The following is a 22715-nucleotide window of genomic DNA, read 5'->3' as shown; positions in this document are numbered from 1 at the left end:
GGCAGTTACCGCTCGCGTTCGGCGCCGTCGATCGCCTCGGGCAGTTCGAAATCCTGTAGCTTCCCCCGCTTCTGTGCCTCTTCGACCAGTATCGGGATACCTTCGAAGGTGGTCTGGGCGCTCATCAGGCTGGCGAGTTCGAACACCTCCATGATTTCGGCCTGCGTCGCCCCTTCTTCCAGTGCCTTCTCGATATGAAGTTCCAGTCCCTCGTCGTACAGGTGGGTGGTCGAGACGTCGATGGCGACGTAGATCAGTTCGACCTGCTTCGTGGTGAGGGGGTTCTCCGTGAGTGGATGGCCGAAGTAGCCGAGCCATCGGTCGAAGAACGTGTCATCGTACTCGACGATGGCGTCCAACCGTTCGGACCAGAATCCGACTCTCTCCTCGTACTCGCGTTTCTGTGCGTCCATCGCCTCCGCCTCGGCAGCACTTCGCTCGGGGAACCCCGAGATGTCGGCGAGCGTCTTCGCGCCCGTGGTGATGGCGTGGACACCGAGCACGCTCGCCACCTCGAGTACGGTGACGATCTCCTCGACCGACGCGCCCGCGTCGAACGCGTCGTTGATACGCGTCCGGATTCCGGGCCGGTACAGATGTGTCGTCGCGGCATCGAGGCTCAACAGGAGGAACGCCTTCGTCTTCCGGTCGAGAGCCCCCTCGTCGATGGTGTAATTCGCCAGCTCCAGATACCCCTCGATGAACCCGGGGTCGAGAGAAAGCAGGTGCTCCAGAGCCGGACTCCAGTGGCCACGCTGATCGACGAACTGTTGTTTCAGGTCCCGCTGCTCCCCTGACAGTGACTTACGCTCGGCTGTCATAGCTACCGTATCGAGACAGCTCTATTTATATCTGCATATAATAGTCATATTACATACATCTGTTCGAAAAGAGTTCACGAGTTGATTCGGCCGACGGGAAGCGACCGGCGGCGGCCGGTCCGTCGGAGTGCGGTCGGTCCGGGCGGACTCAGACCACGTCCTTGTCGCGCAGATGCGCGACATCCCGGTCATCGAAGCCCAGTTCGTGCAGTATCTCGTCGGTGTGTTCTCCCAGTAGTGGTGGATGACGTCTGATGGTCGTCGGCGACTTCGAGAAATGCATCGGGCTTCCGGGCATCCGGAGTTCCCCGACGGTTGGATGGGAAACGGTCTGATCCATCTCCCGAGCTTGCACCTGTGGGCTATCGAAGACCGACTCCATGTCCTTGATTTCGCTAGACGGCACGTCGTGGTCCTCAAGTCGCGTACAGACTTCCTCGGTGGTGAGCGACCCGATTTCGGCTGCGACTATCGCATCGAGTTCCTCGCGGTGTTCGACGCGGTCGGCGTTCGACGCGAATCGGTCGTCGTCCCGCAGGTCGGGCCGGTCGATGGCGGCACAGAAGCGCGGCCAGATGTGCTCGGAAGCCACGGCGACGACGACGTAGCCGTCGGCCGTCGGGTACGCCTGATAGGGGGCGATGGTCGGATGTCTGCTTCCCATCCGGCCCGGCGACTCCCCCGTTGCGAAGTAGTTCGACGCCATGTACGTCATCCAGGCGACCTGTCCGTCCAGCAGGCTCACGTCGATCTTCTGTCCGGTGCCGTCGCCGAGTTCCCGTTCGAGAAGCGCCGCCAGAACAGCCTGTGTGGCGTACATGCCCGCGCCGATGTCGGCGATGGCGACGCCGATCCTGACCGGCGGGCCGTCCGCTTCACCCGTGATGCTCATCATGCCACCCTCGGCCTGCATGATGATGTCGTACGCCGGCCTGTCGCGGTCGGGTCCCCACTCGCCGTAGCCGGAGAGCGAACAGTACACCAGCTCCGGGTTCCGCTCCCGCAGGCGCTCGTAACCCAGCCCCCACTCCTCCATCGTCCCCACCCGGAAATTCTCGACGAGGATGTCCGCGTCGGCGACGAGTTCCCGGAACACCGCCCGGCCCTCCTCCGTGTTCAGATCGACCGTCATCGAGCGTTTGTTCCGGTTGATGCTCAGGTAGTAGGCGCTCTCCTCGGAGTCGCCGTACGTCGGCGGGTGCCAGCCACGGGTCTGGTCGCCCGTGTCCGGGCGCTCGATCTTGATGACCTCCGCCCCGAGGTCGCCGAGCTGCATCGTACAGAAGGGACCGACCAGTACCCGCGAGGCATCGACTACGGTCACTCCGTCGAGCGGCCCCGTCTCGTCACGCGAGTCGCGTGCTTCACCCACCATGGGTTACTGGCCCACCGCGGCTGTCAGGTCGCTGCGAGCCGACGGGCGAAGCGTCGTCCATCGGCGGAGTCGCCGATGGCAGGGGTCGTCCGGTGTCACACCGCTCACTCGAGGCGTGGTCCCGTGGCTTCTGTCTGAATGCATCGACTCCGAGGTCGGTCGCATTTCACATAAGCGTTCGGCGGGGGCACCAGGGGCCAGGAACACTGGAATCGAACGACTACCGGCTGACTGGTTCCATGTTCAGGACGTCTGCAATCGCTTCCCGGAGGTCGCTCTTCTGGATTTTCCCGCTGGCCGTGCGCGGGAACTCCTCGACGATTTCGAGCCGCTCGGGGTACTTCTGTCGGGCGATGTTCTTCTCGTCGAGGTGGGCGGTCATCTCCTCGAAGGAGAACGTCTCGCCCTCGACGAGGCTGACGTACGCACACCCCTTCTCCTGAAGGTCCGGATCGGGCATGGCGACGATGGCCACGTCATCGATGGCCGAATGCTCCTTCAGTTTGTCCTCGACGTCGTTCACCGGGATGTTCTCGCCACCCCTGATTATGACGTCCTTCGCACGACCGGTAATCTCGAGGTAGCCGTCGGTGTCCATGTAGCCGACGTCACCCGTAGCGAACCACTTGCCGGTGAACGCCTCGTCGTTCAGGTCTTCACCGATGTACCCGAGCATGACGTGTGGTCCGGTGACGAGAATTTCGCCCTCGTCTCCCTGTTCGACCGCCTCGCGAGAGTCCAGATCGACGATTTCGATCCGCGTTCCGGGCAGGAGTCTGCCGTCGGTATCAGCCGCCTTCTCCGGGTCGCCACCGACCGACGTTTTCGTCGCTCCCGGGTACTCCGTCATCCCCCAGCCACGATACGCCCAGCAGTCGAACGTCTCGGCGGCCCGCCGGATGAGCTCCGGCGAGACGTTCGCCCCCCCACAGCCGACGACCTCCAGCGGGCAGTCCCAGTCGGCCGGGGCCTCCTCCAGTAACCCCTGCACGAACGGGGTCGCCGCTCCCATCCGTGTGACTCCTTCGCTGTCGACGAGATCGACCGCGTCCGCCGGTTTCCACCGGTCCATCAGCACCAGGTCCGCCCCGACGATGAACGGCAGACGAAGCCCGCGGACCACGCCGCTGATGTGGGTCACCGGCGTCGGCACGAAGAACGTCTCGTCGCTGGAGTACTCCATCCGATTGCGCATCGGCATTTCGCAGGCACCTACGGAGTTGTGGGTGTGGACGACCCCCTTCGGGTCAGAAGTGGTGCCACTCGTGTACAACACTACGTGGGGATCGTCGGGCGAGAGGTCGGGCCGGGTATAGTCAGTGTCGTCGGCCAAGAGTGCGTCGTAGCCGATCTGTCCCTCCAGAGGGGTTCCGACGACAACGACGTCGTCCACCGGAACGTCCGCCGCGATGTCGTCGAGCATCTCCCGGAAGTCGAACTCGCGGTGCACGTCGGGGACGATTATCGCGTCCGACTCCACGTCGTCGAGGATGTACTCGAACTCCCGATGCCGGTAGATGGGGACGATGGGGTTCGCAATCGCCCCCGCCATCGAGATGCCGAGATGGACAACGGTCGTCGTCACCCAGTTCGGGAGCGCGTACGAGACCACGTCGCCAGGTTCCAGGCCGAGCGACTGGAGACCAGCGGCGAGTCGCTCGGCCTCCCGTCGAACGTCGTCGAACGTCTCGGTCCGGTTCGGCCCGACGACCCGCTTTGCCGGGTACTGTTCGAACGTACTGTACGCCTGCTCGGGGAACGTCTGCTCAGGAAGGTACCCCTGCTCTTTCCAGTCCGGGAGCTCGTCGCCATACCGCTCTACGTACGACGATTGAGTGGCACTCAGATAGGACTTTTCGGCAGTCATTCACTCATCCAACCGCGAGCGGACCGTATAAATTTTTTGTCCAGTATATCATGAGTGCCGGCGGTAACCGTCTCCCCGAAACGAGTCACTCCGTGTAGAGAAACCGACCGGAACCGGTTCGAGTCCTGTGGCTACCCAGCGTGGCGAACCGCCAGCTACGCCCCTCCCAGCGACGGCTACCAGTTCCACACGATGCCATCGTCATCTTCGGCCACCGCTAGTTCCCGTTCCAGCGTCGGTGTCCCGGCGACCGAAATCGTCTGACCTGTGAGATACGACGCAGCGGGGCTGGCGAGCATCTGCACGATGTCCGCGATCTCCTCCGGCTTGCCGTACCGTCGAGCGACCGTCTCGCGGTCGATGTCGTCCGCCTCCGGCACCGGCGCCGGAAGCCGTGCGACCAGGTCTGTGGCAGTGATACCCGGTGCGACGGCGTTCACTCGGACGTCGTCGTGGGCCCACTCGTACGCGAGCGTCCGCGTGAAATTGACGATGCCGGCTTTCGCAATCGAGTACGGCATCTCGTAGGGCAGTCCTTTGACGCCGGCGGTACTGGCGATGTTCACGATGGCGCCGCCGTCGTCGGTCCGAATGTGTTCACCGACGATCTGTGTGGCGTTGAACGTCCCGTTGATGTTGAGTTCGATGACGAAGTTCCAGTCTTCGACGGAGAACTCCTCGAACGGGGCCTGCCGGTCACCGCCGGCGTTGTTAACGAGGACATCGATGCCTCCGAACTCCTCGACGGCCGCGTCCGCGAGTGCGGCGACGTCGTCGCGGTCCGTGATGTCGCAGGTGACGGGCACCGCACGGCCGTTCGAGCTGGCCTCGGTGAGGTCAGCTGCGGTCGCTTCGAGTTCCTCGCGGTCGCGTTCGAGCGCACAGATAACGACGTTCGCGCCGTCTTCGGCGAAGTTTCGGGCGATAGCACGGCCGATGCCCCGGGAGCCGCCGGTGACGACGGCGGTCCGGTCCGAGACGCTGTACTGAGATGTGGTCATGACGGTTACCTCCGGCGAGCGCTTCACCGCGGCCCTATTAATAGCTACTGGACGGGTAGACGAGACGGCGCCGTGGCTGTCGACGAGGACGGCGCTCGAATCGGGACAGTCGACGCTGGGGTGCCGCCGGCGTCCCGGTCAGAACTCCTCTTCGAGGTGGGGGATGACGCGCTCCCCGAACGCCTCGAGTTGGGTGTTGATCTCCTCGCCGCTGAGACCAGCGATCTCGAACTGCACGTCGATGGCGAAGTCCTCGTAGCCGCAGAACTCCTTGACGTGGGCCAGCAGGTCGATGATCTCGTCGGTGTCGCCGTAGACGCCGAGTTTCATGTCCTTCAGCACCTCGGCGGTCACGCCGCCGGCCTCCTCGACCTTCTGTTGGATCTCCGGGGTGGCAATCTGGGTGATGCGTCGCCCGACGCCGCGCGGGTCGTACCAGTCGAACTCGTGTTTGACGCCCTGCTTCCACCGTTCGAGGGTCTCCTCGTCGGCGACGTCGGTGTTGAAGATGTAGCGTCGCGTCACACAGCCGCGGTTCCGGTCGTCGTCCCAGCCGTACGCGAACGGCTCGCCGTCGTACTCGGGGCGGTGGTCCGGCCACCCGGCCTTCTCGGCTTCCTCGTAGTAGATCTCGATGCGGTCCTTGATCATCGGGAGCGGGCCACCGACGAGATAGACGTTGTGCCCGTTGCGGGCCGCGAACTTCAGCGAGCGCGGCGAGACGACCGGCTGCCATATCTGCGGGTGCGGCTCCTGGTGAGGCTGTGGGAACACCGACAGCGAGTTCAGCGTCGAGTCGGTGGCCTGCAGGAGCGGCTCCGGGTAGTCCGGGTCCGTGTGGGTCCAGTTGCCCTGCGGGGCGTCCTCGTCCCAGGTCCGGTTGAGGTCCTCCGGCGTGTACGGGTCCGTCACCTCGTCCTCGAAGTACGCGTACTCCTGTGGGTGGTGCCAGCGGGTGTGTTTCGGCGGGACGTTGTGGAACTGCCCCGTGTAGGACATGAGGTCCTCCGTCCACGCCTGCTTGATGATCTCGAGTTTCTCCTCGTAGGAGGTCCGGTTCATCTCCTCGTGGACGTTGCTCCCGCCCCAGTACTGCCCGAACGTCTCGGACTCGCGGGGGTACGCACCGCGGCCGAACCCGAGTTCCGCACGGCCGTCACTGGCGACGTCGAGCATCGCCGTCATCTCGGCCATCCGAACCGGGTCGTGGAACGTGATGATGTTCGCCATCTGGCACAGCCGGATGTCTTCAGTCTGGCTGGCGATGGCCATCTCCGTCATCAGCGGGTTCGGGCTGAACTCGACGCCCGACACCTCGAAGTGATGCTCGGTCAGCGTTATCGCGTCGAAGCCGACCTGGTCGGCGATGACGCCGTAGTCGATCTGGTCTTTCACCACTTGCTTCATGTCCTCGTGGAGTTCCGAGACCGAACCGTCGACGATCAACATCCCGTTGTCGGCCTCCTTGACCGGCAGGTTGGTCGAGCCGTTGTGGAACGTACTCACGTACACCATAACACAATTGTTATAGCCGGTGTACATATAGTTTGTCCATAGATAACAGGACGCGTGTGACGCCCCGGCCGGGACGGCGGCCAGTCGCGTCCGGTCGCCGTCGAACCGACTGCGAGCGGCCGGGTGCCGTCCCCGACGCGACGCCGACGGGACGCGGCTACTCCCAGGTCAGGTTGACCTCGACGGTGTTTGCCGCCCGCTCGATGAGGTCGATGTGTTCCTCCCTGAGTTTGTCCTTCAACACGTTGTTCTTGGGCCCGGAGATGCTTATCGACCCGAAACACTGGCCGTCGTCCTTGACCAGCGGCACGCCGATACCGCCGACACCTGCCATTGACTCCTCGTCATTGATTGCGTATCCTCGCGACCGAGTTTCGTCCAGTTCCTCAAGCAGCGCATCGCGGCTCTCGATAGTGTTCGGCGCAACCGAAGAGAGACCCCACTTGTCGACGATGGCGTCGACCCGCGAGATGGAGTACTGCGAGAGTATCGCCTTGCCGCTGGCGTTGCTGTGGAGATACCAGTGCGCGCCGACCGGGAAGCTCTCCGGCGGCGTTTGTTCCTCTCGTTTCGACGCCAGAACAGTCAGAAGGCCGTGCTGCTCGACACCGCAGATCGCCGTCCCGTGGCTGGATTCTGCAAGGTTCTCGAGCGGTGGGTCGATGACGGCAGACAGTTCCTGCATCCGCTTCGTGTACTCACCAAGGTTGAGAAATCGGAGCGAGAGCTGATATACATCGTCCTCCTTCACCAGATATCCCTTCCGCTCGAGCGTCGAGAGATAGATGTGGGCGGTGCTTTTCGGGATACCGAGCTGATTCGCCATCTCGGTGACGCCACAGCCGTTCATCTCCTGTAGCGTTTCGATGACGTCGAACGCTTGCTCAACGGATTTGAGCGTTTGTCGGGGTGGGTCGTCCGTCATGCGCGCTCTTTTCACACCCCAGATAATAAGTGTTCAGTATAGTTGGACGCACTTCCGAGCTGCAATTAGCCGTTCGGGAACTGGCACGATTGACCGACCACGGGCTCCTCGGCGACGGCCGACTCGAACGGTAACCATCGAGAGAAGGTAGACTGCGACTTCGTGATGGGGAAACGCCCGTCGACTGTAGTGGGTTCGGTCGAGAGGTTCTCTCCGGCACATCGCAGTTCGCATAGATGACCGGCACTACGATCGATTGCAGACGGACGTAGTGAAATCCGCCTATTCGATCACCTCACATCCAAACGCTCTCACCAGCGTTCACGTTCTGTACGTCCTTGTGTCGCTCATGTCGGGGGACTCCGCCGACGGTAACCGTCTCACCAGTCACGTACGACGACGCGGGGCTGGCAAGCACCTGCACCATTGCGGCGACCTCCTCAGGTTTCCCGACCCGACGGGCGACGGTTTCGCGGTCGATGTCGACGTTGAAGTACCCGTCTAGCCGCTTCTCGATGCGGGGGGTCACGATCGGCCCCGGGGCGACCGCGTTCACACGGACGTCCTCCAGAGACCACTCGTACGCGAGCGAGCTGGTGAAGTTGATAATCGCGGCTTTGGCGGCGGCGTAGGAACTCAGGTCGGGGAGACCATGGATACCGGCCATGCTCGCGATGTTGACGATGGCGCCGCCACCGTCCTCCAGATGCTCTTGGGCGATGTCACAGCAATTGACGGTCGAGCCGACGTTGAGTTCGAACACCTGATCCCACTCCTCTTTCGTGCCGTCCTGGAACGGACCCTGAATCCCACCGCCAACGTTGTTGACGAGGACGTCGAGTTCGCCGAACTCGTCGACGGTCGCTTCGATGAGCGACTCGACGTCGTCCCGGTCGGTCGTGTCGCAGGCCTCGTAGACGGCGGTTCCGTCGTGATCAGCGTCTCGAATTTCGTCCGCGACCGCTTCCAGCTCGTCGGTCTCCGATTCCGGCGCACACAGCACCAGGTTGGCGCCGGTCGCTGCGAGTCGCTCGGCGATCGCTCGACCGAGACCCTGTGAGCTACCGGTTACGATGACCGTTTGGCCGTCCAGACTGAACTCCGATATTGGATTTGATGTTGCCATGGTTGTGCAATTGACTCGTTGTCTCATCGGTCGAAGCACCGTCGTCGGCTCACGCCATCGTGGCACCGACTGACGGCTGCTCCGAGACTGTAGCCAGCCGTCACAACGCCACCCAGAGATCGGAGTCGTCCTCCGAAGACAGGGGTAGTTGCGTACGTGCTAGCATACGTGTAGCACAGAAACCCGGTGGCATATCAAGGTTCGTGTTCGCTCGGCAGCCGGCGACCCGCTCGGCCGAGGCCGCAAACGGGGCGAGACCGGCAACGGGGCCAGGCGGCGAAAGATTTAGGCACACATCACTCGCAGGAGGACTCGACAGTGACCACCCAAACCCATAGGACGTGGCTGCTATCCAGTCGGCCGACCGGCGAACCGACGCTGGAGAACTTCGAACAGGTCGAACGGGAGGTACCAACACCGGGGGCTCACGAGGTACTCATCGAAGGGCGGTACTACTCCGTCGACCCCTACATGCGCGACCGTATCAGTCCCGAGGACTCCTACGCTGGATCGTGGAATCCGGGAGAGCCGATGCGAGGCGGCGTCGTCGGCGAGATCGTCGAGTCGAATCACCCGGAATACGAGGTCGGAGACATCGTCAAGGGGCTCCTGGAGTGGGCCGAGTACTGTCTCTCCGACGGGACGACTCTCGAACGGGTCGACCCGGAGCTCGCCCCGATCTCGACGGCGCTGGGCGTGCTCGGCCCGACCGGTCGCACGGCCTACTTCGGCCTGCTCGACGTCGGAGAGCCGCGACCCGGCGAGACCGTCCTCGTGTCAGGTGCCGCCGGTGCTGTCGGATCGATCGTCGGACAGATAGCACGACTCAACGGCTGTCGCGTGGTCGGCATCGCGGGGTCCGACGAGAAGATCGCCTGGCTCACCGACGACCTCGGCTTCGACGCCGGCATCAACTACAAGACGACCGACGACATCCACGCCGCGGTCGGGGCGGCCTGTCCCGACGGCGTCGACGTGTATTTCGACAACGTCGGCGGGGAGATAACGGACGCGGCGTTCGCCCATCTTAACACGGGAAGCCGGGTCGCCGTCTGCGGACAGATAGCCCTCTACAACGACGCGGAGATGCCTGACGGACCCCGGAAGCTCTGGAAGCTTCTCGAAACGCAGAGCCAGGTGCGCGGGTTCCTCCTCCCGGAGTTCGAGGGGCGCTACGACGAAGCGACGGAGCGACTCGCCGAGTGGGTAGACAGCGGCGCCATCGAGTACACCGAGACCGTCACCGACGGGTTCGACAACCTCCCGACGGCGTTCGCCGGCCTGTTCGAGGGCACGAACATCGGCAAACAGCTCGTACGGGTCACCGACGCGGAGTGACGGCGACCCTGCGGCGACGGGGGCGGTCGGTCACTCACCGATGCCGTGCAGGCGAGTCAACTCCAGCCCGCTGGCGATGCTGTCTTCGAACTCCGTAGCGATGCGTTCGGGCGTCCAGCCGCCGGCGTGCATCCCGATGGACTCGTCGGCCGGGTCCGAGACGATGCCGATGGTGTCTTCCACCGCCCGCAGCGAACAGCCGGTGACGTCCGTGGCCTCGTCGCTCATGAGATAGACGACGAGGGGCGCGATTTTCCCCGGCGACGCGTCCCGGTCCTCAAACGGCTGGGCGTCGTCGGGGAGCGCCTCTATCATCCGGGTCTGGGCGCCGGGCAACAGGGCGTTGACCCGAACGTCGTACTCGTGGAGTTCGCGGGCCGCCGTTCGCGTCAGCCCGAGGATTCCGGCTTTCGCCGCCGCGTAGTTCATCCTCCCGGGACTCCCCAGGGCGGCGCGACTGCTCACAGAGAGGAACGACCGCTGGCCATCGAGCCCTCCCTCGGACGCGAGCGCCCGCTCCCGCCAGTGGGCCGCAGCGTGACGAACGAGTGCGAAGTGTCCACGGAGGTGGACTCTGATGACGTCGTCCCACGCGTCGCCGGACATCTCGTAGGACATCGCGTCGTTCAGGATGCCCGCGTAGTTCACGACACCGTCCAGTCGTCCGTACTGCTCGACGGTGTCGGCGACGAGCCGTTCCGTGTACTCGAGGGAGGCGACATCGCCGGTATGAACGGACGCCTCACCGCCGGCCTCTCGGATCTGTCGGACCGTGTCCTCGGCAGGTTCGTCGGTCGACCCCCGACCGTCTACCGAGCTACCGAGGTCGTTGACGACGACCGTCGCACCAGCGTCCGCCAGCGCGAGCGCCGTCGCTTCGCCGATTCCTCGCCCTGCACCAGTCACGAGACAGACTTTGTTTCGTAACACGGGGAGAGGTCACGTGCGGTGCTTATAGTTCTACTGTGCTCACACGCTCCGAGCGGAGGTATCATCAGGGGAGTTCACGTGAGGCGCGGTCGCCGTCGTGCTGTATGCGTGCCGGGATAGATGTCCGACGAAATTGAACGCACATTCCGCATAGGCGAACGCACGTCAGACGGCGCCTAACAGGATCTCCCCGAGCAGGTCTGGGGGTAACAATCCACCCCCAACGTGGAGACGAACGGGAGATCGCCCTTGCGTCGCCCCGGCCTTCGGACCCGCAGCCGACCGAGCAATTCGAGACCGTACACACGATGGGCGACCCGACTGGACCGGTGTACTCCTCCGTATCACGCGAAAACACGTGGTCGCCGGCATCGAAACCATGGCTGTCTATCACCATCACAACCCCGTTCAACTATATGGAACGCCCGTATTGCCAATAGTATTATACGTTACACACCTCCGACAACGGACGACACCACGCCGTAATCTACCGTTCTTGATGAGAACGAAGTAGTCCGTCGAAATCCGAATAACAACAGTAACTTTGTTATCTACTTGGCGTCGACCCCCGGAGACGGTACCTGCTCGCTGGGTCGCCGCTCATTGCGGGTTTCATCCGGCGTTTTACCGTCTCTCGGCCCGATGTTCCGAGCTTCGCGTCGGGAGTTGCCACCGGCGGTACCCCGTACGGCTACCGCCGTAGACGTGTCCAACATCGTTGAATTGTCGTCACGACACCGGCCACCGAATCGGGAGCCACTCCCGCCGATGGCCGAAACGCGCGCCCTGGCACGCCGACGCATCTACCTCGGCAACTGCGGACGCGTTCCGAGACGTTAAGAGGACCCCCTCCGACCCTCACTCGTATGCTCGACTACGTGCGTCTCGAGAGTGACCTGACGGAGGAGGAGCGGATGGTTCGGGACACGGCCCGCGAGTTCGTCGACGAGAACGTGCGCCCCGACATCGGCGACCACTGGATAAACGGCACGTTCCCGACCGACCTCGTCGAGGAGATGGGCGAGTTGGGCTTCTACGCCCCCAACCTCTCCGGCTACGGCCTGCCCGACCTCTCGGAGCGCGCCTACGGCATTCTCATGCAGGAACTCGAGGCCGGCGACTCCGGCCTCCGCTCGATGGCCTCCGTGCAAGGCGCGCTCGTCATGTACCCGATCCACGCCTTCGGCTCCGACGAACAGAAAGACGCCTGGCTCGAAGCCCTCGGCGAAGGCGAGAAAGTCGGCTGTTTCGGCCTCACCGAACCGAATCACGGCTCGAACCCCTCGGGGATGGAAACCCACGCCGACGAAGACGGCGACGGCTACGTGCTGAACGGCACGAAAACCTGGATCACGAACGCGCCGCTTGCCGACGTCGCCGTCGTCTGGGCCCGCGACCGCTCGGCCGACGACGACCCCGTCCGCGGCTTCCTCGTCGAAACCGACCGCGACGGCGTCGAAACACCCACACTCGAGGAGAAGCTCTCGCTGCGCGCCTCCGTCACCGGCCAGATAGAGCTCTCGAACGTCCACGTCCCCGCCGAGAACGTCCTGCCCGACGTGACGGGCATGAAAGGACCGCTCTCGTGTCTCACGCAGGCGCGGTTCGGCATCGCGTGGGGGGCTGTCGGCGCGGCCCGCGACTGCTTCGAGACCGCACGCGAGTACGCCACCGACCGCGAACAGTTCGGCAAACCCATCGGCGGCTTCCAGCTCCAGCAGGAGAAACTCGCCGAGATGGCCACCCAGATCACCACGGCCCAACTGCTCGCCTACCGGCTCGCGGAGTTGAAAGAGCGCGGCGAGTTGCGCCCGGAACAGGTGTCGATGGCGAAACGCAACAACGTCCGGATGGCCCGCGACCAGTCGCGCGTCGCCCGCGAGATGCTCGGCGGTAACGGCATCAGCGCCGACTACTCGCCGATGCGGCACATGGCCAACCTCGAAACCGTCTACACCTACGAAGGCACCCACGACATCCACTCGCTCATCATCGGCCACGACCTCACCGGCATTCCCGCGTTCGAGTAGCTCGGCTATCATCACCCCCGTGTCTCCAGGGGTGGGTTTATGCCTCCGCCCGGGGACATCGTTGTATGGACGTTCACAAATTCGACAGCCACGAAGAAATCGAGCGGATCGCCGTCGTCGGTTCGGGAACGATGGGGTTCGGAATCGCGCTGACGTACGCACGATACGGCAGGACGGTTCGGCTGGTGGATGCCGACCCGGAGGCGCTGGCGGAGGGGATGCGCTCGATCGAGACGAGCCTCCAGACGCTGGCGGACACCGACCAGATCGACGAAGCGGAGATAGACGAGATCACGTCCCGCATCGAGCCCGTCGACGAGTTGACCGAGGCCGTCGCAGACGCCGACCTCGTGACGGAAGCGGTGACCGAGGACATGGACGTCAAGCGGGCGGTGTTCGAGGAGATCGATGCGGCAGCGCCGGCCACCGCACTGCTGACGACGAACACCTCGGGGCTTTCGATCACGGAGATCGCGGAGGCGGTGTCCAACCCGGAGCGGTTCGCCGGCACTCACTGGTTCAACCCCGCACACATCACGCCTCTCGTCGAAGTCATCAAGGGAGAGGCCACCGCCGACGAGACGGCCGACGTGCTCGTGGAGTTGCTCGATGCCGTCGAGAAGACGCCGGTCAGAGTCGAGAAGGACGTCCTCGGGTTCATCGGCAACCGGATTCAGATGGCGATGATATACGAGGCGTTCTCGTTGCTGGATGCCGGCGTTGCGAGCGCGGAGGACATCGACCGCGCCGTGAAAGCCGGGTTCGGATTCCGACTTCCGAGCATGGGGATCTTCGAGAAGGTCGACCAGAGCGGGATCGACGTACAGTACGCCATCGAGGAGTATCTCATGCCGGAGCTGGACCGCGGGACTGACCCGAACCCGGTCGTGACGCGGCTGGTCGAACAGGGAGACCTGGGGCTGAAGACGGGGAAGGGCGTGTACGACTGGTCGGACGACTCCCCGAGTGAGATCTACGACGAGCGCGATAGACAGCTGCTCGAACAGCTCCGCATGTTCGAGTCGTGACGGGTCGTCCGCACTGACGAGTGGAGCCCTCCGCATCGGGTCTGTCGACGACCGGGCGTTCCTCCAGACACGGCACTCCAGACACGGCACTCTCGACACGGAGCGGTAGATACGCCGGAGCCAGTACTCGCGTCGCACCTTCCGAGTCGTGGGGATAGTTGTTAAATAGTCACGACAGCTTGTGTGAGAACACCACAAGTGGACTTATGTGGCCACATAACACCGACAGCGGCGGTTGGTCGGACGCCGTCAGTCGACTGTCACCGCTCCAGATCACACTCGTGTACGTCGCCTTCGGCATGGGTTTGCTCGTCGCCTCGGATCTACTGCTTCCGCTGGTCATCGCCGATACCGGGCTCTTGCGGCAGGTGCAGGCTCTCAAGGGTGGCATCGAGGTCTTCCTGAGCGGTGTTCTCATCTACGCCCTCGTCAGTCACACACAACGGGAACTTCGCGTGAAAACACGCGCGATGGACGAAGCGTCTATCGGCATCTCGATGACGGACCCTTCGGAGGACGACAACCCGCTCGTCTACGTGAACGAGGGGTTCGAACGTATCACGGGCTACTCCGAGCAGGAAGCACTCGGACGGAACTGCCGGTTCCTGCAGGGAACGGCGACCGACGAGGACTCCGTCGCCGAGATGGCCGCCGCGGTCGACGCCGAGGAGTCCGTGACGGTCGAAGTCGAGAACTACCGGAAGGACGGCACCCCGTTCTGGAACGAGGTCACAATCATGCCGCTGAAGGACATCGGCGGAACCACCTCCCGGTTTCTCGGATTCCAGCGCGACGTCACCGAGCGGAAACGGCGCGAGCGTGAACTCGAGCGGACTGAAGCCCGACTCGAGCGCCTCGTCGAGCATTTCCCCAACGGCGGCGTGTTCCTCTTCGACGAGGAGCTTCGATACACCATCGTCGGCGGCGCCGACCTCGAGGAGCTCGGACTGAGTCCGGCCAATCTGGAGGGGAGGACGCCGGCCGACGTCTACCCACCGGACCTGGCGTCGACCCTCGAGACACAGTACCGGGCGGCTCTGAACGGGGACCAGCGCTCCGTCGAGGTCACGTACGAAGGCCAGCAGTACCACGTGCAGACGGTCCCACTCCGGAACCGTGACGGAAAAATACGCGCCGGAATGGCCGTCGCACAGAACGTCACGGAGCGTCGGGAATGGATTGAGGACATCCGGCACCGCGAGCAGACGTACCGGAACCTTGTCGAGAATGCCCCGGCACCGATCAACCTCTTCGACGCCGACGGTAACAGCGTCTGGGGCAACGACGCCTTGCTCGACCTCCTCGGATTAGATTCGCGGGACAGGCTGGTCGGGACGCCGCTTTTCGAGTTCATCCACCCCGACGACCACGCCGTCGCCGAGGAAGAACTGGAGGGCGTGGTCGAAGAGGACGCGATTACCGGCCCGACCAGGTTCCGGGTCGTCCGGCCCGACGGCGAGGAACGGCACATTCAGGTCATGACGACATCCGGGTGGTACGAGGGACAGCGGGTCGGGCAGGCCGTCGCGAACGACGTGACAGAACTGCGCGAGGCCAGGGAAGAACTCCGACAGAAGGAGCAACGGTACCGGACGCTGGTCGAGATGTCCCCGGACCCGATTCTTGTCCACAGGGACGGCGAGGTCGTCTTCGCCAACGAGGCGTTCGCCGACCTGGTCGGGGTCAACGCCGTCGACACCGTCCGCGGGACCGACATCTACGACTATCTGGAGGCCTCGGAACACGAGGACGCCAGAGAGACAGCCCGTCGGACCCAGCGTGGCGAGCAGGAGCCGACGAGCTATCTGCGACAGATGCGGACGGTCGGCGGTGACACTCGACAGATTGCGACCACGTCCCGACCGATTCCCTACGACGGCCAGTCCGCCGTCCTCACCATCATCAAAGACCGGACGGAGCGGTTCCAGTACCAGCAGGCTCTGGAGACGCTCCACGAGTACACCCGCGAGATGTACCGGGGAGACGACGTCGAGGACGTGAGCGCCACCGCCGTGGCCGCGGTCGCCAGCCTGCAGTCGCTGCCCGGTGGCGTCGTCTACCGACTCGACGAACCGCGCAACGTACTGGAGCCGGTCGCCAGTACCGAGACCCTCCGGGACGGCGCGTCGGAACCGGGGTCGGTCACCGCCGAGACGGACCCCGCCGGCTGGACCGCGTTCACCACGGGCGAGACACGGTACGTGACCGACCGTGACGACCCGCTCGACCGCCGGTCGCCGTTCTCGAACCATCTGTACATCCCGATTGGCGCCGACGGGCTGTTCGTCACCGGAGCGACGGACGACGAGGAACTTTCGGAACTGGCGATGGAACTCGGCTCGATTCTCGCGGCGAACCTCGAAGCGGCGTTCGAACGCGTCCAGTACGAGACGGAGCTTCGCACACGTGACCGACAGCTCGAACGCCAGACGGCCGAACTCGAGGAGTTGAACCACCTGAACACGATTACCCGCGACATCATCCAGTCGGTACTCGACGCGACCACCCGTGAGTCCATCGAGGCCGCAGTCTGCGAGAAGCTCACCAGCCACCCGGCGTATCCGGCGGCCTGGGTCGGGACGCTCGGCGAGGACCTGAGCCGGGTCGACACGAAGACGATAGCGGGGAAGATGGACGGGTTCCGGGCACAGATCGAGGAAGGCGGAGCCACGAACCCATTGCAGGCGCTCGCACTGGAGGCTATCGAGAGCGAGTCGGCGACGTCCGTGGCCAACGTTCTAGAGGACGGCGACTGGGCGGACGCCCGTGAGACGGCACTCTCGTACGGGTTCCGGTCCGTCGTCGCCGTTCCGGTACCGACGGGGACCACTACCGAGCGCGTCCTGGTGGTCCACGTCGCGGAAGCCGACGTCGTTACCGACAGACAGAGAGACGTGTTCGCGGAACTCGGCCGCATAATCGGGCTGGCGATGGACGCGCTGGGAGAGAGCCCACCACAGTTGGCCGACTCGGCCGTCACCGTCGACCTCGAGTTACCGGACAAGCGGGTCGTTCTCACCCGAATCGCCGACGAACTGGACGCCACGGTGACGCTGTCGGGGGCTCTCCCGGTCGACCAAGGAGCGTTCGTCTGGTTCGTCAGGGTCGACGGACCACCGGACGACGCCGAGAGCGCGATGAGGACAGTCGACGGAGTCGAATCGGTCGAACATCTCGCCGAAGATGACGAGGTACGGCTGTATCGGGTTACCGTACGCTCGACCCCGTTCATGGACACCCTGTACGAGTACGACGGGCGACTGATGTCGATGACGGCCGCGGACGGGTCGGCGACGGCTACCGTCAGCCTCGACGGAAGCGTCCCCGTTCGGGAGTTCGTCGATGCGGTTCGTGACAGCTACCCGGAGAGCCGCATGACCGCCCGTCGCTCCGACGACGAGTTCGTCGAGACGCCGCTGACGTTCCGCGACAGCGTCCGGCAGGCCTGTACCGACCGCCAGTATCAGGCACTGCAGGCCGCCCACCACGGCGGCTACTACGAGTGGCCGCGGACCGCGACGAACGAGAACCTCGCCGAGGCGCTCGGCATTAGCTCCCCGACGTACCAGTCGCATCGCCGCGCCGCCGAGCGGATTCTAGTGTCGCGGCTGTTCGAGCCGTCGCCGTGACCCTACTCACGTAGGGGCCACCCGTCGGCTAGCCAACTGTAGTAGCGAACAGACAGTTCTCGGTAGGCGGCGTTCGAGTGACTGCGAACGACTCGATGACCGACCATCCATCGCCGATAGCGCATATCGCCACCGAGACGACTACCGATGCCCACCAGCAACACCCGACCCTTCGACGTACCGCCCCGATGCCACCGAGAGCCGCTTCGAACTGCCGTGACACGCGGTCCACGGGGTCGGTGGCCCCGTCACGAACCTCCAGAGCGGACCGGACGGGTCACGGCGGGGTCGACCGCAGAGCCTTCGACACCGGGAACTGCGGTCTGATGACCGGGGCGAACCCCGGTATCCTCGTCGTGGACGAGAAGGACGGTCTCGCACGTCTGTACCGGACGTGGCTGAACGAGGCCGGATACAGCGCCGAGTGGACGACGAGCACCGACCCAGCGACGTGGTCGAAGCCCACCGAGTACGACGTGCTGGTCGTCGGCCAAGCCGTCGACGCACAGTTCGGGAGAGAGCGACCCCCCGCTCGAACGGTCCTCGTGGTGACGAACCCGGGGCTCGAACTGGTCGCGGTACCGGCCGACGAGTACCTGCTCACGCCGGTGTCGAAACCGGGGCTCCGTAGCGTCGTTGAACGGGTGTTGCGCCGGGAGGAGTACGACCGACCCGTCGGTGACCTCGCAGGGGCCGTCGGTCAGGTCGTGACGATTCGGGGCCACACCTCCGTGCGAGCGCGTGCGGACAGCGAGCCGTACCGGTCCCTTCTCGGTCGCGTGCTGGCGCTTCGAGCGACGCTGGACGCGACGATTGCCGACCTGAGCGACGAGGAGGTTCGAGCGGTGTTCGGTGACGGCGAGCGGGCGAAGTTCGCTCGCACGCCGATGGACGAGATAGACATCGACGTTTCCACGAGTGATTCAGAATGACGGACGCATACGACCGACGGCTGTCGACCGGTATCGACGGACTCGACACCGTCCTGAACGGCGGACTGTTCCCCAACCGAGCGTACATGGCGACCGGCGACCCCGGAACCGGAAAGACGCTTCTCGGCCTGCATTTCCTGACGGCCGGCCGCGACGCCGGTGAGACGGGGCTGTTCGTCAACCTCGAGGAGACGGCGACGGCGATCGAGCGGAACGCGGCGTCGTTCGGCGTCGACATGGATGGCATCGAGTTTCTCGATTTGACCCCGGACGTGGAGGCGTTTACCGGAGACGAGAGCTACAGCGTGTTCTCCCCGGCCGAAGTCGAGGGAGCCGATATCGCCGGCTCGATTACGGACAGCATCGACAGCATCGACCCCGACCGCGTGTTCGTCGACCCCATCACACAACTGCGGATGCTCGCCCCCGACGAGTACCAGTTCCGCAAGCAGGTCACCGGCCTCGTGCAACTGCTGAAGGGACACGACGCGACGGTGCTGTTCGCCTCGGAAGCGACCGAGAGCAAGCCGGACGACGACCTGCGCTACCTCAGCGACGGTACGTTAGAACTGACGCGGGCGCCGCAGGGCCGCCGCATCGCGGTGCCGAAGCTCCGCGGCTCCGAAACCGCACACGGCCCCCACACGGTTCGGATTACGGACGCGGGGATGGAGGTGTTCCCGGTATTGACGCCCGGCGAACACACCGCGTCGTTCGCGGCCACGACCGTCTCGTCCGGCGTCCCCGAAGTCGACGAGTTGCTGAAGGGCGGCCTGGAGCGCGGGACGGTCACGGTGTTGAGTGGCCCGAGCGGCGTCGGCAAGACGACGCTGGGAACGCAGTTCATGAAGGAAGCCGCCGGACGGGGGGAGCGGTCCGTCATCTACATGTTCGAGGAGAGCACCCAGACGTTCGTCGAGCGATCCAGACACGTCAACATCCCCGTGACGGAGATGTGCGACCGGGGCACGCTGGCCATCGAGGAGGTCGAACCGTCACAGGTCTCGCCGGACGAGTTCGCCGACATGGTCCGGACGGAGGTCGAAGCCCGCGACGCAAAGCTGGTCATGATCGACGGCATCGAGGGATACCGGCTCTCGCTGCGCGGCGACGACGACGACCTCACGCAGGAACTGAACGCGCTGGGCCGGTATCTCCGGAACATGGGGGTGACGGTCGTGCTCGTCGACGCCGTGGACTCGGTGACCGGGGACTTTCAGGCGACGAAAAGCGGTGTGAGCTACCTCGCTGACAACCTAGTTTTCCTCCGGTATCTCGAACTGCAGGGCGAACTCCGGAAGGCCATCGGTATCCTCAAAAACCGGACGAGCGACTTCGAGCGAACGCTCCGGGAGTTCGAGATAACACGTCACGGCATCAAGGTCGGGGAACCGCTACAGAACATGCGGGGCATCCTCAGCGGGACGCCGGAATTCGTCGAGGATCGTCCAGCGCCCGCGAACACCGGAGACCGGCGATAGATGAGCAACGACAGCACCACCAGGGATGCCCCCCACGGCGAGCCGTCGCTAACCGAGTCCGTGACGCTCGATTCGGCCGAGGTGCTGTTGTTCATGTCGGACGGGCGGAACCGGACACTGCTCGAAGAGACACTGGGCGCGACCCACGAGGTCACGGCGTCAACGACGGCGGCCGGCCTCGAGTCGGACTTCGACGTCTGTATCGTCGACGAAACGCTGTTCCGGCGCCACAGAGAGGCCATCCGGGCCCGCAAGCGCCGTGACGAGCAGGTGTTCGTTCCGGTCCTGCTGACGGTAGCCGACGACTCCGCGTTGCGGTCGGCACCCAACGTCTGGACGGTGGTCGACGACCTGGTCTCGGTTCCCGTTGCCAGAGCGGAGCTACGGGCACGGCTCGACGCGCTACTCCGACAGCGTTCCCAGTCACTCACGCTCGCCGAACGCGAAGCCGAACTGCAGGAGGCTCTCGCGGAACTCAGAATCAAGGACGAAGCGATTACGGCGTCGCCAGTCGGTATCACCATCACGGACCACACGCGGACCGACAACCCGATTCAGCACGTCAACGAAGCATTCGAAGAGTTGACAGGCTACGACGAAGCGGAGATAACCGGCCACGACTGCGGGCTACTGCATGGACCGGAGACACGAGAGGAGTCGGTCGCCGAACTCCGAGCGGCTATGCGAGCGGGGCGAACGGCGACCGTCGAACTGCTGAACTACCGGAAGGACGGGACCCAGTTCTGGAACCGGGTGACTGTCGCCCCGATTCACGCGGCCGACGGGACGATTACGAACTACGTGGGGTTCCAGGAAGACGTCACCGAGCAACACAAGCGCACACGGGAACTGCGATTGAACGAACGGCGGTTCGAGGCCGTCTTCGAGGACCCGAACATCCTGGTTGGACTGCTCGAACCGGACGGGTCCGTCATCGATATCAACCGGACCGCGTTGGAGTACCACGAAGTCGGCCTGTCCGAGATCACCGGCGACCCCTTCTGGGAGACACCGTGGTTCACCGGCGACGAATCACTCCAAGCGGAGGTCAGAGAGCTGGCGGAGCGAGCCGCCGACGGCGAGTACGCCGAGTTCGAACTCGACCTCTCGGCCGCGGTGGATGAAGAGCTCATCGTCAACGGCGTGTTCCGCCCAGTCACCAACGACGACGGTGAGGTCGTCTCGCTGGTCATCTCGGATCGCGACATCACGGACCGAAAGCAGCAGCAACGCGAACTCGCAGAGAGCGAAGCTCGATACGAATCCCTCACCGAGGACGTGCTGGACACCTCCGAGGTGGGGACGTTCATCCTTGACGAGAACTTCGATGTCGTGTGGATCAACTCGGCGATCGAGGAGTACTTCGGTATCGACCGGGAGGCAGTGGTCGGAGCGGACAAGCGGGACCTCGTCGAGACACACATCAAAGACGTGTTCGAGAACCCCCACCAAGTCCAGCAGACCCTGTATCGGAGCTACGAGAACAACGCCCGGACCGAGGAGTTCGAGGCTCACGTCGTCGGGGACGACGACCGCGAAGAGCGCTGGCTCCGGCAGTGGAGCCAGCCGATAGAATCCGGGCTCTACGAGGGCGGTCGCATCGAGCACTACACCGACATCACCGAGCGCAAGCGCCGCGACGACCAGCTAAACACCCTCGACCGGGTGTTGCGACACAACATGTACAACGCGATGAACGTCATTCTGGGGAACGCAGAGAGCATCGCGGAGTCCACGAGCGACGACACTGCGGAGAAGGCAGAATCCATCCTTTCGAGAGGGAACCAGCTACTTTCCATCACCGAGAAACAGCGGGAGATAGTGGAACTGTTCATCGACAATCCCGACTCGATGCCGACCGATATCTCGACGACGATTCGGAACACGATCGAGGACCTGCGCGCCACCTACCCGGCCGCCGACGTTACGGTCGACGCCCCGGACGAAGCTCACGCGATCGTCGTCCCCCGGTTCGACCGCGCGATAACGGAACTGGTGGAGAATGGCATCATCCACACGACCGACCCTCAACCGACGGTGAGTGTCTCGGCCACGGTGACGAACGCCGGGGTCCGGGTCCGCATCAGGGATGCGGGGCCCGGCATCCCTGATACCGAACTGTCAATACTGCACGGCGACGGGGAACAGGGGCCGTTGTATCACGGGAAAGGGATGGGACTCTCCCTCGTCAACCGAATTGTCGCCTACTGTGGAGGGACCATCACCTACTGGGAGAACGACGACGGGGGCGCGACCATCGAACTGCTGTTGCAGAAACCGGCCGGGTGACCGCCGGACGTCGACGACTCGGGCGTCGGAGTTGGAATGCGGACACCCGTCAGCAGCCACCGAACGATAGCGACCTGATGGGCCGTTCTCCGGAAGCCTACTGGAGCCGATGCTACAGGTGTTCGGTGGCCCTGTTCTCGGTTCGGATATCGCCTCAATGAACGAGTCCACACCCGTCGGATTGATGTAAATAATTAAACTACATGGCCAATTATAAGCTTGTACTCTTTCGGGCTCGTCATTCAGACAAACACACGCCGGTTTCGGAATCCGACTATGCCGTATTTTGGCATCTAAGTCCCTAGAGATCTCTTTTACTAAAGACTGTTCGGCAGAGCTGTCGGGGTTCCTATACCGAAGATACCCGAATATTATTTTGGAAATATCCAATCAAATTCATCATATTTGAGCAGAATACCCAGCAATAT

The 22715-nt window shown here is 63.8% G+C and carries 15 protein-coding genes; 7 read left to right on the top strand and 8 right to left on the bottom strand.

What is annotated here, in order from left to right; genetic code table 11:
- Nucleotides 1-5 precede the first annotated feature (5 nt).
- The 7 genes from NL112_RS08065 to NL112_RS08035 all read right to left on the bottom strand — a co-directional run bounded on the left by NL112_RS08065 (nucleotide 6) and on the right by NL112_RS08035 (nucleotide 8630).
- Nucleotides 6-821, bottom strand: a complete 816-nt coding sequence (locus tag NL112_RS08065) for a carboxymuconolactone decarboxylase family protein (RefSeq protein ID WP_255152160.1) — start codon at nucleotides 819-821, stop codon at nucleotides 6-8.
- Between the two features lie 148 nt (nucleotides 822-969).
- Complete coding sequence (locus NL112_RS08060; protein ID WP_255152159.1) at nucleotides 970-2196, bottom strand: CaiB/BaiF CoA transferase family protein; 1227 nt, start codon at nucleotides 2194-2196, stop codon at nucleotides 970-972.
- 220 nt (nucleotides 2197-2416) lie between these two features.
- Nucleotides 2417-4063, bottom strand: coding sequence for an AMP-binding protein (locus NL112_RS08055; protein ID WP_255152158.1), 1647 nt, complete (start codon nucleotides 4061-4063; stop codon nucleotides 2417-2419).
- 176 nt (nucleotides 4064-4239) lie between these two features.
- Entirely contained in the window at nucleotides 4240-5064 is an 825-nt protein-coding gene (locus NL112_RS08050; protein ID WP_255152157.1) for an SDR family NAD(P)-dependent oxidoreductase, read from the bottom strand.
- A 138-nt stretch (nucleotides 5065-5202) separates the two neighbouring features.
- A complete protein-coding gene (locus NL112_RS08045; RefSeq protein ID WP_255152156.1) occupies nucleotides 5203-6579 on the bottom strand; it encodes an LLM class flavin-dependent oxidoreductase in 1377 nt (458 codons plus the stop codon).
- Between the two features lie 157 nt (nucleotides 6580-6736).
- Nucleotides 6737-7504: an IclR family transcriptional regulator gene (locus NL112_RS08040; RefSeq protein WP_255152155.1), complete on the bottom strand. Its 768-nt coding sequence runs from the start codon at nucleotides 7502-7504 to the stop codon at nucleotides 6737-6739.
- Nucleotides 7505-7799: 295 nt separating this feature from the next.
- A complete protein-coding gene (locus NL112_RS08035) occupies nucleotides 7800-8630 on the bottom strand; it encodes an SDR family NAD(P)-dependent oxidoreductase (protein ID WP_255152154.1) in 831 nt (276 codons plus the stop codon).
- 318 nt (nucleotides 8631-8948) lie between these two features.
- On the opposite strand from NL112_RS08035, the gene NL112_RS08030 reads away from it, so the two are divergent.
- A complete protein-coding gene (locus NL112_RS08030; RefSeq protein WP_255152153.1) occupies nucleotides 8949-9968 on the top strand; it encodes an NADP-dependent oxidoreductase in 1020 nt (339 codons plus the stop codon).
- Nucleotides 9969-9998: 30 nt separating this feature from the next.
- Here the strand turns inward: NL112_RS08030 and NL112_RS08025 are convergent, their stop codons facing one another.
- Nucleotides 9999-10898, bottom strand: coding sequence for an SDR family oxidoreductase (locus tag NL112_RS08025; protein WP_255152152.1), 900 nt, complete (start codon nucleotides 10896-10898; stop codon nucleotides 9999-10001).
- An 866-nt stretch (nucleotides 10899-11764) separates the two neighbouring features.
- Between NL112_RS08025 and NL112_RS08020 the strand changes: the two genes are divergently transcribed.
- The 6 genes from NL112_RS08020 to NL112_RS07995 all read left to right on the top strand — a co-directional run bounded on the left by NL112_RS08020 (nucleotide 11765) and on the right by NL112_RS07995 (nucleotide 22287).
- On the top strand, nucleotides 11765-12928 hold the full coding sequence (locus tag NL112_RS08020) for an acyl-CoA dehydrogenase family protein (RefSeq protein ID WP_255152151.1): 1164 nt from the start codon (nucleotides 11765-11767) through the stop codon (nucleotides 12926-12928).
- Between the two features lie 65 nt (nucleotides 12929-12993).
- Nucleotides 12994-13956, top strand: a complete 963-nt coding sequence (locus NL112_RS08015; RefSeq protein ID WP_255152150.1) for a 3-hydroxyacyl-CoA dehydrogenase family protein — start codon at nucleotides 12994-12996, stop codon at nucleotides 13954-13956.
- Between the two features lie 206 nt (nucleotides 13957-14162).
- Nucleotides 14163-17585: a PAS domain S-box protein gene (locus NL112_RS08010; protein WP_255152149.1), complete on the top strand. Its 3423-nt coding sequence runs from the start codon at nucleotides 14163-14165 to the stop codon at nucleotides 17583-17585.
- A gap of 326 nt (nucleotides 17586-17911) precedes the next feature.
- Nucleotides 17912-18517, top strand: coding sequence for a HalX domain-containing protein (locus NL112_RS08005; protein ID WP_255152148.1), 606 nt, complete (start codon nucleotides 17912-17914; stop codon nucleotides 18515-18517).
- A complete protein-coding gene (locus NL112_RS08000) occupies nucleotides 18514-19998 on the top strand; it encodes an ATPase domain-containing protein (protein ID WP_255152146.1) in 1485 nt (494 codons plus the stop codon). Before NL112_RS08005 ends, NL112_RS08000 begins: the two co-directional genes overlap by 4 nt.
- A complete protein-coding gene (locus NL112_RS07995) occupies nucleotides 19999-22287 on the top strand; it encodes a PAS domain-containing protein (protein WP_255152144.1) in 2289 nt (762 codons plus the stop codon). It abuts the gene before it with no gap.
- Nucleotides 22288-22715 lie beyond the last annotated feature (428 nt).

This window comes from Halorarius halobius (assembly GCF_024298865.1).
GTDB classification, from domain to species: Archaea; Halobacteriota; Halobacteria; order Halobacteriales; family Haloarculaceae; genus Halorarius; species Halorarius halobius.
Note: the sequence above shows the minus strand (reverse complement) of the source record. Positions and strands in the feature narration are given on the sequence as shown.

Coding starts and splice junctions, on each gene's coding strand:
- NL112_RS08065 (WP_255152160.1), bottom strand. CDS start 821: ATGACAGCCGAGCGTAAGTCACTGTCAGGGGAGCAGCGGGACCTGAAA.
- NL112_RS08060 (WP_255152159.1), bottom strand. CDS start 2,196: ATGGTGGGTGAAGCACGCGACTCGCGTGACGAGACGGGGCCGCTCGAC.
- NL112_RS08055 (WP_255152158.1), bottom strand. CDS start 4,063: ATGACTGCCGAAAAGTCCTATCTGAGTGCCACTCAATCGTCGTACGTA.
- NL112_RS08050 (WP_255152157.1), bottom strand. CDS start 5,064: ATGACCACATCTCAGTACAGCGTCTCGGACCGGACCGCCGTCGTCACC.
- NL112_RS08045 (WP_255152156.1), bottom strand. CDS start 6,579: ATGGTGTACGTGAGTACGTTCCACAACGGCTCGACCAACCTGCCGGTC.
- NL112_RS08040 (WP_255152155.1), bottom strand. CDS start 7,504: ATGACGGACGACCCACCCCGACAAACGCTCAAATCCGTTGAGCAAGCG.
- NL112_RS08035 (WP_255152154.1), bottom strand. CDS start 8,630: ATGGCAACATCAAATCCAATATCGGAGTTCAGTCTGGACGGCCAAACG.
- NL112_RS08020 (WP_255152151.1), top strand. CDS start 11,765: ATGCTCGACTACGTGCGTCTCGAGAGTGACCTGACGGAGGAGGAGCGG.
- NL112_RS08015 (WP_255152150.1), top strand. CDS start 12,994: ATGGACGTTCACAAATTCGACAGCCACGAAGAAATCGAGCGGATCGCC.
- NL112_RS08010 (WP_255152149.1), top strand. CDS start 14,163: ATGTGGCCACATAACACCGACAGCGGCGGTTGGTCGGACGCCGTCAGT.
- NL112_RS08005 (WP_255152148.1), top strand. CDS start 17,912: ATGACCGGGGCGAACCCCGGTATCCTCGTCGTGGACGAGAAGGACGGT.
- NL112_RS08000 (WP_255152146.1), top strand. CDS start 18,514: ATGACGGACGCATACGACCGACGGCTGTCGACCGGTATCGACGGACTC.
- NL112_RS07995 (WP_255152144.1), top strand. CDS start 19,999: ATGAGCAACGACAGCACCACCAGGGATGCCCCCCACGGCGAGCCGTCG.